12 protein-coding genes are annotated in these 14,279 nt (G+C 60.3%); 7 read left to right on the top strand and 5 right to left on the bottom strand.

Annotation, left to right across the window (positions count from 1 at the left end):
• Window positions 1–33: 33 nt before the first annotated feature.
• Window positions 34–2,538: a heavy metal translocating P-type ATPase gene (locus EPD60_RS16200; RefSeq protein WP_131450571.1), complete on the bottom strand. Its 2,505-nt coding sequence runs from the start codon at window positions 2,536–2,538 to the stop codon at window positions 34–36.
• 130 nt (window positions 2,539–2,668) lie between these two features.
• Between EPD60_RS16200 and EPD60_RS16195 the strand changes: the two genes are divergently transcribed.
• From EPD60_RS16195 to EPD60_RS16180, 4 genes are all read left to right on the top strand, one after another.
• A complete protein-coding gene (locus EPD60_RS16195; protein ID WP_207896717.1) occupies window positions 2,669–3,040 on the top strand; it encodes a four-helix bundle copper-binding protein in 372 nt (123 codons plus the stop codon).
• 151 nt (window positions 3,041–3,191) lie between these two features.
• Window positions 3,192–4,040, top strand: coding sequence for a universal stress protein (locus EPD60_RS16190; RefSeq protein WP_131450570.1), 849 nt, complete (start codon window positions 3,192–3,194; stop codon window positions 4,038–4,040).
• Window positions 4,041–4,044: 4 nt separating this feature from the next.
• Window positions 4,045–5,013 (top strand): AraC family transcriptional regulator, encoded by a 969-nt coding sequence (locus EPD60_RS16185; RefSeq protein ID WP_131450569.1) that lies wholly within the window; start codon window positions 4,045–4,047, stop codon window positions 5,011–5,013.
• Between the two features lie 186 nt (window positions 5,014–5,199).
• Entirely contained in the window at window positions 5,200–5,853 is a 654-nt protein-coding gene (locus EPD60_RS16180) for an outer membrane beta-barrel protein (RefSeq protein WP_131450568.1), read from the top strand.
• Window positions 5,854–6,363: 510 nt separating this feature from the next.
• On the opposite strand, the gene EPD60_RS16175 is transcribed toward EPD60_RS16180, so the two are convergent.
• Window positions 6,364–7,053 (bottom strand): hypothetical protein, encoded by a 690-nt coding sequence (locus EPD60_RS16175; protein ID WP_131450567.1) that lies wholly within the window; start codon window positions 7,051–7,053, stop codon window positions 6,364–6,366.
• Between the two features lie 769 nt (window positions 7,054–7,822).
• Between EPD60_RS16175 and EPD60_RS16170 the strand changes: the two genes are divergently transcribed.
• Complete coding sequence (locus EPD60_RS16170) at window positions 7,823–8,038, top strand: hypothetical protein (protein WP_131450566.1); 216 nt, start codon at window positions 7,823–7,825, stop codon at window positions 8,036–8,038.
• Between the two features lie 273 nt (window positions 8,039–8,311).
• Here the strand turns inward: EPD60_RS16170 and EPD60_RS16165 are convergent, their stop codons facing one another.
• Window positions 8,312–8,500 (bottom strand): chemotaxis protein CheB, encoded by a 189-nt coding sequence (locus EPD60_RS16165; protein ID WP_131450565.1) that lies wholly within the window; start codon window positions 8,498–8,500, stop codon window positions 8,312–8,314.
• A gap of 201 nt (window positions 8,501–8,701) precedes the next feature.
• On the opposite strand from EPD60_RS16165, the gene EPD60_RS16160 reads away from it, so the two are divergent.
• Window positions 8,702–10,993 (top strand): PAS domain-containing protein, encoded by a 2,292-nt coding sequence (locus tag EPD60_RS16160; RefSeq protein ID WP_131450564.1) that lies wholly within the window; start codon window positions 8,702–8,704, stop codon window positions 10,991–10,993.
• Between the two features lie 4 nt (window positions 10,994–10,997).
• On the opposite strand, the gene EPD60_RS16155 is transcribed toward EPD60_RS16160, so the two are convergent.
• Both EPD60_RS16155 and EPD60_RS16150 read right to left on the bottom strand, forming a co-directional pair.
• The gene (locus tag EPD60_RS16155; RefSeq protein WP_131450563.1) at window positions 10,998–11,249 is read right to left on the bottom strand and encodes a hypothetical protein; all 252 of its coding nucleotides are present in this window, start codon (window positions 11,247–11,249) and stop codon (window positions 10,998–11,000) included.
• Window positions 11,250–11,577: 328 nt separating this feature from the next.
• A complete protein-coding gene (locus EPD60_RS16150) occupies window positions 11,578–12,342 on the bottom strand; it encodes a DUF72 domain-containing protein (protein ID WP_131450562.1) in 765 nt (254 codons plus the stop codon).
• A gap of 186 nt (window positions 12,343–12,528) precedes the next feature.
• Between EPD60_RS16150 and EPD60_RS16145 the strand changes: the two genes are divergently transcribed.
• Entirely contained in the window at window positions 12,529–14,247 is a 1,719-nt protein-coding gene (locus EPD60_RS16145) for an alpha-amylase family glycosyl hydrolase (RefSeq protein WP_207896715.1), read from the top strand.
• Window positions 14,248–14,279 lie beyond the last annotated feature (32 nt).

The following is a 14,279-nucleotide window of genomic DNA, read 5'->3' as shown; positions in this document are numbered from 1 at the left end:
AAAAAGAAGCTGGTAAAAGTGTGCACGCGGCTGCTAACGGCGGTATCCCAGCAGCCGCAAGGCGTTGAAGACAACCACCAGCGTGGACCCTTCATGCCCGATCACTGCGGGCCCGATCGGCGCGATGCCGGATATCGTCAGCGGCACCAGCAGCGCCACCATGCCCAGGCTGATCACCAGGTTTTGGCGGATGATGCTGCGCGCTTTCCGGCTCAGCCCGATAGCGAAAGGAAGGTTCGCCAGGTTGTCGGCCATCAGGGCGATGTCGGCGGTCTCCAGCGCCACATCAGAGCCCGCCGCGCCCATGGCGATGCCGACGGTGCTGCGGGCCATCGCGGGGGCGTCGTTGACGCCGTCGCCGACCATAGCCACCCGTCCCTCCTGCGCCCGCAGCTGTTCAATGGCCTGCACTTTCTGTTCCGGCAACAGGTTGCCCCGGGCCTCCGTGATCCCGATCTGTTTTGCGATCGCCTCGGCAACCTGCTGGTTGTCGCCCGTGAGCAGGATCATCTTCCGGATGCCGACGCCGCTCAGCTGGGTCAGGGCTTCACCCGCGCCGCCCCGGGCGGTATCCATCAGTGTAATGATCCCGACCAGCTTGTCGTTTTGCTGTACCAGCATGGTGGTGTTCCCCTGCTTTTCCAACGCTTCCACCCGGCCCCGTATTTCTACGGACAGTTCGCCGTTTCGCTCCGCAAACAGTTCCTTGTTGCCTACATGCACCACCGCTCCCCCGTGTTCGGCCCGGATGCCACGGCCCTGGATCGCCGTTACGTTCGATGCCGCCGGAATATCGCGCTGTAATTTCTCCGTGCCGCCTTTTACAATGGCGGCCGCAAGCGGATGGTCACTCAGCTTCTCCACCGCAACCACGGTCTCCAGCAGCCGCTCCTCCGGAATGCCGTCGAGTGGGTAAACACCCGTGAGTCTGGGCCGGCCTTCGGTCAGCGTCCCCGTCTTGTCGAAGGCAATGGCGGTGAGCGCGCCTAAATCCTCAAGCGGCGCGCCACCCTTCACCAACACCCCACCCCGCGCGGCCCGGGCCACGCCGCTCAGCACGGCGCTGGGTGTCGAAATAGCAAGCGCACAGGGACTGGCCGCTACCAACACCGCCATTGCCCGGTAAAAGCTTTTGCTGAACGGCTCATCGATCACCAGGAAGGCAAAGTGCAGCAGCACTACCAGAATCAGCACGGCGGGCACATAATACTTCTCGAGCTTGTCGGTGAAGTTTTGCGTTGGCGATTTCTGTGTCTGTGCTTCGTTGACCAGTTTTACCAACCGGGCCAGGGTGCTGTCGGCGGCTACCTTCGTCACACGAATCTCCAGGTTTTCACCACCGTTGATGGTACCGGCAAACACGCGGTGCTTCTCATCAAGGCTGCCCGCTTTTTCGAGGTCGAATGACGGGTCTTCAATCGCTGTTTTGTCCACCGGGATACTTTCACCGGTGATCGGCGCCTGGTTGACGCTGCTGCTTCCTTTTACCACGATGCCGTCGGCGGATATTTTCGAATTGGGCTTCACCACGATGATGTCGCCGGGCTTCAACTCACCGATGCTGATCTCGCGGACGTCACCACTCGTTTTTACCAATGCCGTTTTCGGGGCCAGCTCCGTCAGCGCTGCGATGGACTTCCGCGCCCGCTCCATGGCATAATGCTCCAGGGAGTGGCCGAGGCTGAACAGGAAAAGCAGCAAGGCACCTTCCGCCCAATGACCAAGTATCGCCGCACCTGCCGCCGCAACCAGCATCAGGAAGTCAATCTCGAAGCGCCCTTTGCGGATGCCTTCGATGGCTTCCTTTGTTGTGTAAAAGCCGCCAAAGAAATAAGCGCCGATATAACAACCGATGGATACAAAAGGCGACAGCCGCTCCGCGAACGACAACGCAAAGCCGAGGGCTAATAAAATGCCGCAGGCCAGGGCGAAAATAACTTCGGTGTATTTCCCGAAAAGGCCGCCGTGCGCGTGCGCATGACCATGGCCGGCGTGATCGTGCGGCCCGTGGTGCTGCGGATGCGCCTCTTCGTGTTCGCCGGCATACTCCTGCGCGGCTATTTCGCCGCGGTCGTGGCGGCGAAAATCTTCCACGTTCCCGACCCGGAGCCCCGACCTTTCAATGGCGTCCAGCATTTCGGTATCCGATGTGGCCTTTTTATCATACTCCAGCTCGATAAAGCCGGTGCCCGAAACAGAAACGGTCTTCACGCCTTTTTGCCCCCTCAGCTCACCTTCAATCAGCCGCGCATGGCGGGGATGTCTTACGCCGGTGGTTTCAACCAGCAGGTGCCCGAAGTTTTCCGTCAGCGCCGCACCCGCCTGTTTTGCCAGTTGCTCTACCTTGTGTACCGAAGTAACGGACGGGTCGTAGTGAAAACACAGTTGCGCCTTTTGCCCGTCGCCGTGGGTAACGACATGGATCCGGTCGATACCGCGCCGGAACTGCAGCTGGCGGATGATCCGCGCAACACATTCGTCCCGCTCATGGGGAACTTCCGGAAGCAGTATGTCGAGATTGATCCTTATTTTTTCCATGTCCGGCGGGAATTTATCGGGTAGCTTCTGCCGTTGAGCAACAAGCAAAAGCCGAGCCCGTCATTGCCGGCGAGTGGGGCACATTGCCATTTGGGTGCCGTTTTTGCGGCTTTGTTGGAAACAGTACACGATGATTCATCAAAATCCCGCCCACCATCATTCGGGCCACCCGCACATCGATCTCATCAATACGCTGCTGGAGTGCGCCCAGGCCTGCGAACGATGCATGTCGGCCTGCCTGGAAGAAAAGGACGTTACCATGATGGCACATTGTATTGAGCTGGATCGTGACTGTGCGGAGGTATGCTTCATCGGGGCAAAGCTCCTGCTTCGCGATTCGGAGCTTACCAATGCCTACCTGCGTGTTTGTGAAGAAGCCTGCCGTCTCTGCGGAGAAGAATGCAGCATGCACCACCACGAGCACTGCATACGCTGCGCGGAGGCCTGCCGCCGTTGCCAGGCAGCCTGCCACCGGCACCACGGCGGGGCCGATCTCCGCTGACAGGGTGCAAAAAACAGCGCGCCGCCCGGTTGCCCGGGGAATCCTGAATGTCCGGGTGATACCTTTGTGCTGCAGCAGCCCGCTTTGCCTGCCCGTGACAAGCTGCCGATGGAGAAATTGTTGCGGCACGTCGGATCCAAAAGCCTGAAAAATGAAAACGCTCCTCATCCCGGTCGATCGTTCGGAGACAGCACAGAATGCGGTGGGTTACGCGGCGGCGCTCGTCTCCTACCTGGGTTATGAACGCGTCATCCTGCTGGAATCTTTATACGATACGCTTTTCGATGAAATGGTGCTCAGCTCGGAGCTGCAGACCACCAATGCCGAATACCGGGTGCAGGACCGCGAAGCTGCCGAAGCGCAACTCGTAGCCATGGCCCGTCAGCTGAAGACCGCGCAGCCGGCACTCGAAGTGGAAGCCATACTGAGCGAGCGCCCGATCGTGAGGGCAACGCTGGAGTTGGTGGCCCGGGAAAGCCCGTCGCTGATCCTGGTCGGAAGCGACAACCGGGAATACGACAGCGACAGCTACGTGAGCAGCCACATCATCGAAATAACAAAAGCCAGCACCGTGAGCGTGCTCATCGTGCCGGCGGGCCAGTTGTTCCGCCCGATCCGCCACGCGCTGATCCCCATCGATACCTACTCGAGACCGGCACTGAACCTGATCGACCAGCTTGCCGCCAACCCGCTGTCGCGGGATGTGGAATTCGATATCCTGAACGCCGCCGGCGATCGTAATGAGAGCCGCGATACGACCCGGGATGAATCCAGGCAACAGGACGAGACGCTGAAAAACGTGCGCCACGCATTATATTTTTCGGAACAGAAGGAAATCCTCAAAGCCATTTCGGCTTTCGTGGAAAAAAATGCGGCCGACCTGATCATTGCCCTGCCGGGGAAATACAGCTTCCTGTACCAGCTCACGCACCGCTCCCTCTCGGAGGCGATCTGCCGCAATACAAAGCGCCCCGTGCTGATCCTGAAAAAATTGTTTTAAACCTATGAACGCCACCGAGTCCACCAAAAAAGCAGTCCCTCCAAAAACCACCAGTCGATTAACAACCAGCATACCTGCTACGCTGCCTGCCGAAATCAATATCCGCAAAGTCGGCTTCCGGCAGATGCTTGCTTACCTCGGTCTTGAAAATGATTTTTTCTACGTCGCCGACTCTTTGGAACAACCCATGAGCCGGTCGCTGCTGCGACCTTTCAAATCGCAGGGACTTTATGTTTTATTTGTCGACAGCGGAACGCTGACGCTCCGGCACAATACGGCTACCCTGACACTCGGTGCGGGTTCGCTGCTGCTCCGGACAAAGGACGCCGTCATCCAGGTACGCCACTTCAGCGCCGATTGCCGGGTGCGCGTTTTCGGGTTTACCCAGGAGCTGATCAGCCGTTCTTCCATTCACAAAAAGCACCTGGAAGCCCTGTCCTTTCTATCGGCGCAGGCGGCACCGGTGATCCAGCTCGACCCGTCGGAAGCGGGCACGATGCAGAACGTGCTCGACATACTCCAGGAGAAAAGTAAAATGCCGCAGCGCTCGCCTTACTACGAAGAAGCGGTTGCGCATGCCTTCGCCCTGTTCGTTTTCGAGGTGGCGGCCAGCCTGGGCCGCCGCAGCGGCACCGACGTCAATCCCTCCCACCGGAATGAGCACCTCACCTACCAGTTTCTCCGACTGGTGCCGGCCCATGTGCTCCGCGAACGCAGCGTTCAATTCTATGCCGCGCAGCTTAACGTGAGCGCCAAATACCTCTCGCGCTGCGTGAAGGAAGTGACCGGCAATACCTGCAGCGCGATCATCGACGGGATGGTCATCCAGGAAGCGAAGGCACTGCTCGACGATCCCGATCTCTCCATCAAGCAGGTAGCAAACGGGCTGGGCTTCAATAACCCGTTTCACTTCAGCAAATTCTTCAAGGAACAAACCGGCATCGCGCCCACCGGTTACCGCGAAAGCAACTGATACGAAGTCATCAACAGCGTCCCTTTCCGGACGCTTTTCTTTTCCGGTACATTGAAAAAATGCCGCTTCCCTTCAAAAGGGAAAATCAGGTATGTTTTGGAGCCGTATGGACATTGCCCCCGCGCTGCCCCGCAGCCAATTTTGCCCTGTCAAACCGAAACAAGAACAATCAAAAAACATCAGGAAATGAAAAAGACAATAGTGGCTGCACTTGGCTTTGCAGCGATCCTCGGCACCTCCTCCGCCCACGCCCAGAAAGGTTTTTCGCTCGGCGTAACCGCGGTTCCCCAGTTCAGTTTTCTCCAGAACAAAAACGACAACGACAACAGCAGCATCAACCGCAAGGCTACCTTCGACGCTGCCTTCGGCATCTCGGGCGGCTATAATTTCAGCGACAGGTATGGCATCGGCCTCGACCTGCTTTACGGGCTCCAGGGCCAGAAGTACGAGAGCGGCAACAATACCGCTTTCCAGAAGGTGAACTACGTGAAGATCCCCGTCTACTTCGCGTACACAGCAGCTCCCGCCAGCGCGATTTCGTTCACCGCGAAAGTTGGCCCGCAACTGGGCATCCTCACCGGGTCAAAGGTTACCGATGGCAACGGCAACGACATTATCTCCGATACGAAAGGAGCTTTTGAAAACACCACCTTTGGTGCCGCCGCCGCCGCCGGAGTGCGCTTCCGCCTGTCGAAGAGCCTTTCGCTGAACACGCTTGCGCGCTTCGACCACGACTTTACCAACGCAGAAAGCGACTCCTATCCCGGCTACAACAGCAGCCGCGCAAAGACCTATAACATGACCACCGGCCTGGAAGTCGGTCTTAAGTACGCGTTTTAATCAACCGTTTTCTCATCAGCAGTTGTTTTGGTTTACAGCGCCTTTCCAGGCGCCGAAAAGAAAAGGAGCTTCGCGCTCCTTTTCTGTTTTTGCAATTGCCTGAAAATTTACGGATTGATTTCCGGAATGCGGACGGCGGGTGAACAAACAAGCGGTCAGCCGGGTTGTCTTTATACCAAAAAAATACTTACGCAGCGATGAGTGTCTGCGGCGCAGCCGACTTCATGCGGGTGAGCAGCCAGGAAACCTGTCGCTGCGAGTGTTTTTCAATATGATCGCAGACGGCGAACAGCTCTTTATCACGGAGCCCGCTGGCGGCCTGCCGCAGGATGAGTGCGCCCCGGGGTTATCCCGGTATCCATACCAAATCATTGGTTTTTAAAGTTCAACTGCCTTTCCCGGGCGGTATCGCTCCCTTCTCCTTGCGAAGGCGCCGGGGGATGGGTCCGGACGCAAAAAGCCCCGATCGGGGCTTTCATAATGCGGAGCTACCGTCAGCGCACAACCGCGTCAAACCGCCGGCGCGGCACCCGCCGCCTCGGAAGCTGCCGTACGCGCCTTCAGCAGGCGCAGGTCGAAATACCTTGAACAAGCAGCCACGTCGCCGGGATGCAGGGCCGCCACCTCGTGCATCTCGGTGAGCAGGGCCAGCTCCAGGGCGGCGCGGGCGGCGCCCGTTTCGGCCTTCTGCTCCTCCACCTGCTCCTTGCCGCTCTCCTGGCGGTTGAAGGCGGCTGCCCAGTCGGCGCCCATGCGCTGGAGGCGCGTGGTTACCTCCGCCGGCAGCAGCGCCGCGTGCTTTACCGCCCCCAGGCGCAGGCGCTCCGCGAGGCCGGCCATGGTGGTCTTGTTCACATCGCCATATTCCGTCATGCCGTTGGGAAAGAAGTCGCGGTACAGTTCCGACTTCTTCCAGCCCTCGCCGGCGGCGTAGCGGATGGCGCCCTCGGCCACCTTGACGTACTTGCGGAAGCCTGCCAGCTGCTCGTCGGCCGAGGCCACATGGCCCTGCTTGTCGCGCTCGGCGCTGTCACCCAGTCCTGCCTCCTGCTCAAAGGCCTCCAGCTTTGGCTTCAGCCGGGCCGAGCGCGCCGGGTGATCGGCAGCGAGGCGGCCGATCGAGCTCCGCCCGAACTTCTGCAGCTGCAGGGCGGCGGAGGTGGCGAAAATGTTCCCGAAAAAGAAATACTGTTTTTTCATCGTTTTGGTATTTGTGGGTTAAAGAATGATAACAGTGCGTTGAACGGATCAGGACGGAGCCAGGGGTTCGCCGGGAGCGGGTGTTTTACCGGTCCGGAACCTTACGGGAAATCCGGGATCGGGAGCCACGAACGCGGCAGGTGCCGCGGGAATTCCGGGAAGGGTGCCCGCGTACGCACGAGGGATTGCGGGAATTCCGGGAAGGGTGGATCCGGGCGACGGGAGGCCAGCCGGAATTCCCGGAAAGGTCTTTTCAGACGCAGGGAGGCGTCCGGGAAATGCCGGAAGGGTTGTTTCGGGCGCAGGGAGGCTTCCGGGATTTCCGGAAAAGCAATTTTTGGTCGCGGAAGGGGTTCCGGGATTTCCGGGAAGACCTTCTGCGGTCGCAGCCGGCAGTAAAGAAATTGCCGGGATGATTCTTTCGGATGTGGATGTGTCCGCCGGCGGGCCGGAAGCACCGGGTTGATGAAATAAGCTGCGATGTGTTGCCGTTGCGGGTGGTTGCGGCATAGCGCGTTGGTTTTGGTAGCAACAAGATAATACTCCTTTCGGAAAAAAAGAAAACCAGGAAACGGGCATTCGGGACACGTGGGGCACTCCTTTACCGAGGGCGACCTGTTGTTCACCATGACCCAATCGCTCGAAGGCACGCTCTGGTGGCCCTGCCGATCATGGAGGTGCGACGGCTGCCGCTGAAGAAAATGGCGGAGGAGGAAGAAGCCAAGGCTGGACGCGCAGCGCCGCCCGGAAGCGCGAGCGCGAAGCCGAGATGCGGACGCACATCGACCGCCTCAAGGAGATCCTTTTCGCCGGGCAGCCGGCCGCCGACGAAGGCCGCCCCGATGACAAGCTGCGGAAGGCGTCGTTACCGCCCGTAGTGATACGTATTATCCAGGTAATAAGAGCCGCGCAGGCGCGGCTTGCGGGGCTGGCGCCCCTTTTCACGAAGACGCGAAGCATAACGGACTATAGCGCTGAAAAATAATCCCGGTTTCCTGCCAGGAATCCTTTCTAAGTGTATTCGCAGCAGCGAAAAATAAGATCCCGATCGCTTGCGATCGGGATGACAGGGGCTTGAAAGAGATAACGGGGCGGCCCGTAGTGTGCCTCCCGGCCGCGCAACTGCCGCCCGGGCCGCCCACTGAAATACCCAGGATTTGTCATCCCGATGCCCGCATCGGGATCTATCGGGTTAGCGCAGGCGCGGTTAACGGGGCTGCCGCCCGACGCATCACAATCGCCACTGCCAAACGATCACTTACTTCTGCTCGAGGTATTCCTCCACATCCAGTACATACACGAAAGTCATCCCGGTCTTCGGAGGCAGGTAGGCCAGCAGCTCCTTGATGGCTTCGATACCTCCTGCTGAAGCGCCGATGGCTACAATCGGGTAGGGTTTCGATGTTGGTACCGGGGGGGGTGCGGAAGCCGTATTCTCCATGTTCATTTGTGCCCAATTAATGCGCCATGCGGTGAACCCTGCAATTTAGGAAAAGCCCGCAGCATGCGCCTCATTTGGGTTTTGAACACCTTCCCGGACGCCCGGGCCTGAGGCAGGGCGGCACGAAAAGTGTAGATCTGAAAGGAGTGTCTTTTCACCACGCATCTACAGCCTAGCTTATCTCTTTTACCGGAAAAGCAGCAGCCTGTGCATCATTCCCATTCGTCCAACGACTCCGACGCCGGCCGCGTTATATACCTGTTCCTTGATGACCATTCCTGGAAGCTGGAAGGCCGCTGGCAATGGCCTGCGGCAAGCACGGCCCTCTTCGGCAGCGACGTTGCCGCCGAAGCGCCGGAGTTTTTCGAAGGCACCCGCGGCATTCTTCATCCCGACGATGTGGCTTCGCTGCGCACCGCCCTCGAGCTGGCAAACGGGAAGCCGTTGCGCGTCCGCTTCCGCCTCATCACTACCTACGGCAGCGTGCTGCCGGTGGAAGGTGTTTCCGTCAACGCAAGTGCAGCCGGGCAGGAGCAATCGCCGGAGCCCGTGCCGCCCTGGCGCGAAGCGGAAGAACGAAGCACGGAAAAGAAAGAAGCCGCGCGCCTGCGCTACCGCGCCACCGCCGCCGACCTGGCCGAGCGGCAAAGCGGCACCGGCACCTGGTACTACAACGCCGGCACCGGCGAAGCCTGGTATTCCGACAACTGCTACCGCCTTCACGGATTGCAGCCCCAGAGCAGCAACGCGCACCTGTTCACCTTCGCCGCCTATGTGCACCCGGCCGACGCGCACACGGTGGAAGACAGCTTCGACCGCGCTTACCGGCGGCGCCTGCCCCTCGACATCACCTACCGCATCCAGACGGCGGGCCACCAGGAGCGCTCCATCCGCCTGTGCACGTCGTGGAGCCAGGACGAGGCCGGCGCCGACATTTTATACGCCCTCCTGCAGGACTGCTCGGAGCAGGCGGCGCTGGAAGAGCAGCTGGCGGAAGCCAACGACCGGGCGCAGGAAAGGCACGAAGCCCTGTGCGCCGCGGAGCGCCTCGGCTACCTGGGCAGCTGGGCGCTGAATGCACACACGGGCAAATGGAGTTTTTCCGACCACTATTACCGCCTCCTCGGGCTGCAGCCGCGCTCGGTGGAACCTTCGGACGCCTTGTTGCTGCAATACGTTCACCCCGATGACCGCGAAATGCTCGCCGAAGCCTGCCGCCGCTTCGAGGATGAGCATGTGAGCCCCGAGCTCGAGTACCGCGCCCTGCGCAACGACGGGCAGGTGCGGCACCTGCAGCTGCGCGGGCGCACCGCGCTGCTGCCCTCGGGCGAGCTGTTGCTGATCGGGAGTGTGCGCGACATCACCCTGCAGCATGCCCTGGAGCGGCGGGAAGCCCGCTGGCGCGAAACGGCGGCCCTGCGCGAGGAGGTGCAGCACCTCGGCGAACGCGCCGCCGCCGGCTGCACCTGGACCTGGGACATCAGGCACGACAAGATGGAATGGAGCCCGGGCTTTTACGAGCTCCTCGGCTACAAACCCAACTCGCTCCCGCTGACGCAAAAGCTGCTGAGCAGCTTCCTGCACCCCGACGACCGCAAGAAATTCAGCGAACACGTCAATACGGTACTGCAAACCAAGGGCGCCGCCGACCTGCAGCTGCGGCTCCAGACCAAAGACAGCCTGCGTTACCTCAACGTACATCTCCAGGTGCTGCGGGAGACTGCCGGCGCCCACTTCGTTGCCACCTTCCACGACGAGACGGCACTGCGCCAAGAGCAGCATGCCGGGGCCGAACGCGAGCGCCTCCTGGCGGTGCTGGCCAACACCTTCACCGGCAAGCTGCTTATTACCGACGGGGCCCACACCATCACGCGGATCAATGACGGGGCGCAGAAATGGCTGCAGGGTCGCGGGAAAAACGCGGTGGGACAAAACCTCTTCGAGGTCATTCCGCGCCTCAGGGCGCACGGCTTCCAGGAACTGCTGAACCGCGCACTCAAAGGCGTTTCGGGCGCCATGCCTTCGCTGCTGCCGGGCGACGCGGGCGGCACCCATCATGTGGTGCCCGTGGCCGACGGGTCGGGCTGCGTGACGGCGGTGCTGCACCTGCTGCGCGAAGCGTCTCCGCCTGCCGAAGCCGGCGGCGTGCAACTGGCCGAAAAGCTGGCCGACGCGGTGCCCGAGCGGATCATCGTGCTCGACCGGCATATGAACTACCAGGTATGGAACGAAGCCTGCGAAAAACACTACGGCCTTTCCCGCGGTGCGGTGCTGGGCCACAACCTGCTGGAGGTAGCACCCGGCTTTATCGACGACCCGGGCTACCAGGAATTCAAGCGGGCACTGAAGGGCGAGACGGTGCATCTTTCCGGCGACGGCGATCCCGCACACCCGGTTGATATCGCGCTCGTGCCGGTGCCCGACGAAGAAGGCAATGTGGCGGCCGTGCTGTGGGTGGCAGGCAACAACACGGAAGCAACGGGAGCGGTGCGCCATTGAACGCCTAGAGCAGCGGACCGGCATTTTTCAGCAAAATGGCATCCAGGTGCGAACAGTGCTGCTGCCGCAGCGATTCGGGAACGGCACCTTCGAAGATCCAGCTGCACTCGAGCTGCCAGGCTACCACGCAGGGGAAACGCGTGATGCCGGCCTCGGGCCGGAAATGATACTTGCGGTCGGAAGGATGGTAATACAACTTGTACGGAACAACCGCGCCCTCCAAAAAAAGACTGATATAGCCCAGTAGTTGCATCATTTCTTTACGATTCAATGAAAGCAGATGCGGGCGAACGGTGATGACTTCTGATAAAACCCCGAAGTGGTCGCTGTGACTTGTGACGGGCTGCATGCGACCACTGCCGGGGAGTGGTTTCAAATAGGAGATTGCCCGTTACGGCCTGCTCTTTCAATAACCTTTCCGGTTCCGACGTTTCTGCGCACGATGGTAAGTTACCGGCTTTTATAGCGGCTTTCGGAGCTTACTTATCCGCCTCCCGTTTCTTCAACGCGCTACGGCCGCGTAAGGAGGGGTGTGCATAACATAGCCAGGACACTGAAATCCAAAGGGCTGCAAAAACGCTTCGCTATTTCTTTCCGGGGCTGCGCTCCACGAGCCCGTTGAGCGTTTGCAGGTTGGCCAGCGCGTCGCCCATGGTGTTGTTGAAATAAGCATACACATCCTTCCCCGCCCCTAGCCAGCCGGCAATGCGGGCGGCATATGCCTCGAGCACTTCATGGTCGTAGCTGCCGCGGTAGCGCCCTCCCGGACCGTGAAAGCGCAGGTAGGCAAAGCGCTCCGACACATTTGCGGGCGGCGTGGCCGAGGCGGGCATATCCTGCTCCACCATACCTGCCCCGTGGCGCTGCAGCATCCGGTACACTTCCCTGTGGTACCACGAAACATGACGAAACTCCACCGCGATGTGCCACCCGGCAGTATCGCCCGCAAGGGTTTCCAGCAGTCCCTCGAGTTCTTCCTCATGATCCCGTTTCAGCGAGGGCGGCAGCTGCACCAGCAGGCACCCCTTTTTATCGCCGGCCTCCGCAACCGCTTCGGCGAAGCGCGCTACATCTTCACTAATGAACTGCAGGCCCTTTGCATGGGTGACCGACTTCGGAACCTTGAAGGTGAACCGGAAGCCTTCGGGTACACTGTCGCGCCACTTCGCTACCGTGGCCGGCCGCGGCAACTTATAGAACGAGGAGTTGACCTCCAGCGACGTAAAAAGCGAAGCATAATAGGTAAGCCGGCTCGCGCCTTCGAAGCTGGTCGGAAATTCGGATTGCTTGAGCGGCACCAGGATATTGCTGGTGCCTGAATAAAATGCGGTTGCGCGCGCCTGTTGCATACCCGCACGTCTAGCAAAAGCTTTGCCTTGAAAAGAAACTGCCCGATCCCGGGCCGGAAAAAGAGGAGGCGATGGGGGGCGCACCGGGACACAAATGAATCGGAAGGGAGCGCTGGATATTAATTAAGTTTGTACTAAGTACACATTGCGAAACCAACGGTAATCAACCCGCCCAAAAACGTATCCATGTCCCGATCTGCACTCCTGCGCAGCAAACTGCTCTCTTTGCTGCTCGTGTTCTGCCTCACGGCCTGCTCGAAAAAAGAATCGCCGGCGCCAACGCCCACCCCGACGCCCGTGGCCCCCTCCCCGACCGCTGCGGCAGTCGGCTCATTCGGCTGCTCGTCGGCCGCGGTGAGTACGGCGGCAACCGCCGGTCTTTCCTACACGGGAACAATCACGATGCCCTATAGCGGCGGCAACGGCCTGGCCTACCCGGCCGGCACGGCCATCGCCTCCACCGGTGTCACCGGGCTGAGTGCCACGCTGCCCGCGGGTACCCTGGCCAGCGGAAACGGCAGCCTGGTATTCAATATCACCGGCACGCCATCGTCGGCAGGTCTCGCCTATTTCAATATCGTATTCGGCACCCAGTCCTGCTCGGTGCCGCTGGCCGTTAACGAGGATCCCAACTTCACCCAGTACGGAACGCCCTTCCAGGCGGTGCCCGACCGCCGCGACGCGGTCATCTACCAGGTGAATATGCGCGCCTTCAGCAGCACGCGGAACTTCCAGGGCGTGCTGGCCCGCCTCGATTCCATCAAGGCGTTGGGCGTTAACGTGGTTTACCTGATGCCGATCTACCCGGTAGGCAACGTCAACTCGGTGAACTCACCCTACGCAGTGCGCGACTACCGCGCTGTAAACCCCGAGTTCGGCACGCTTACCGACCTGCGCGCGTTGGTAGACGGCGCCCACAGCCGCAACCTGACCGTGCTGCTCGACTGGGTGGCGAACCATACGGCCTGGGATAATCCCTGGATCTCGGCGCACCCCGACTGGTACCTGAAGAACGGCAGCGGCGCAATCGTAAGCCCGCCCGGCACCGGCTGGAACGATGTGGCGCAACTTGACTTCAACAACACCGCCATGCGCCTGGAGATGATCCGCAGCATGAAATACTGGGTGTATACCGCAAACGTTGACGGCTTCCGTTTTGATTATGCCGACGGCCCGCCGGCTACCTTCTGGCGCCAGGCCGTGGACAGCCTCCGCGCCATCACCACGCACAACCTGCTGCTGCTTGCAGAAGGCAACCGCGCCGACCATTTCGCCTCCGGCTTCGACTATATCTTCGGCTTCAGCTATTATGGCGGCCTTAAAAGCATCGTACAGGGCGGGCAGCCAGTAACGAATCTCGATAACCTGAATAGCTCAGAATATTCCGGCGCCACCAACGGGCAGCAGGTAGTGCGCTACCTCACCAACCACGACGTGAACGGGTCGGACGGCACACCGCAGCAGCTGTTTGGCGGCATTCCTGGCTCGCTGGCTTCCTTTGTGGTGACAGCCTATATGAAAGGCGTTCCGATGATCTACAACGGTCAGGAAGCCGCTTACCCCAACCGGATCACCTTCCCGTTCACCGGCCCCACCATCACCTGGGGCATCAATCCCGATGTGACGGCGCAATACAAGCAACTGCTCGCTTTCCGCAGCAGCAGCGCCGCGCTCCGTCGCGGCACGCTCAGCACCTATCATAGCACCGACGTGGCTGCCTTCACCCGCGAACAGGGCACGGAGCGCGTACTGGTGATCGCCAACCTGCGCAACGGTGCCCGTACTTATACGGTTCCGGCGGCGCTGGCCGGCAACTGGATCAATGCCTTCACCGGCGCAGCAGTGCCGCTGCCGCCGTCTGTATCGCTCGGTGCTTACGAATACCTCGTGCTGAAAAATCAATAACCACCGCTTCGCTTGTAAAAGCTTCAAACCTT

Source organism: Flaviaestuariibacter flavus (assembly GCF_004337505.1).
In the GTDB taxonomy this organism is placed as follows: domain Bacteria; phylum Bacteroidota; class Bacteroidia; order Chitinophagales; family Chitinophagaceae; genus Flavisolibacter; species Flavisolibacter flavus.
The sequence above is the reverse complement of the archived record's forward strand: the minus strand, read 5'-3'. Positions and strand labels throughout refer to the sequence as shown.

What these genes read in the sequence shown, in the direction of transcription:
- EPD60_RS16200 (WP_131450571.1), bottom strand. Translation starts at nt 2,538, where the DNA reads ATGGAAAAAATAAGGATCAATCTCGACATACTGCTTCCGGAAGTTCCC.
- EPD60_RS16195 (WP_207896717.1), top strand. Translation starts at nt 2,669, where the DNA reads ATGATTCATCAAAATCCCGCCCACCATCATTCGGGCCACCCGCACATC.
- EPD60_RS16190 (WP_131450570.1), top strand. Translation starts at nt 3,192, where the DNA reads ATGAAAACGCTCCTCATCCCGGTCGATCGTTCGGAGACAGCACAGAAT.
- EPD60_RS16185 (WP_131450569.1), top strand. Translation starts at nt 4,045, where the DNA reads ATGAACGCCACCGAGTCCACCAAAAAAGCAGTCCCTCCAAAAACCACC.
- EPD60_RS16180 (WP_131450568.1), top strand. Translation starts at nt 5,200, where the DNA reads ATGAAAAAGACAATAGTGGCTGCACTTGGCTTTGCAGCGATCCTCGGC.
- EPD60_RS16175 (WP_131450567.1), bottom strand. Translation starts at nt 7,053, where the DNA reads ATGAAAAAACAGTATTTCTTTTTCGGGAACATTTTCGCCACCTCCGCC.
- EPD60_RS16170 (WP_131450566.1), top strand. Translation starts at nt 7,823, where the DNA reads ATGCGGACGCACATCGACCGCCTCAAGGAGATCCTTTTCGCCGGGCAG.
- EPD60_RS16165 (WP_131450565.1), bottom strand. Translation starts at nt 8,500, where the DNA reads ATGAACATGGAGAATACGGCTTCCGCACCCCCCCCGGTACCAACATCG.
- EPD60_RS16155 (WP_131450563.1), bottom strand. Translation starts at nt 11,249, where the DNA reads ATGATGCAACTACTGGGCTATATCAGTCTTTTTTTGGAGGGCGCGGTT.
- EPD60_RS16150 (WP_131450562.1), bottom strand. Translation starts at nt 12,342, where the DNA reads ATGCAACAGGCGCGCGCAACCGCATTTTATTCAGGCACCAGCAATATC.
- EPD60_RS16145 (WP_207896715.1), top strand. Translation starts at nt 12,529, where the DNA reads ATGTCCCGATCTGCACTCCTGCGCAGCAAACTGCTCTCTTTGCTGCTC.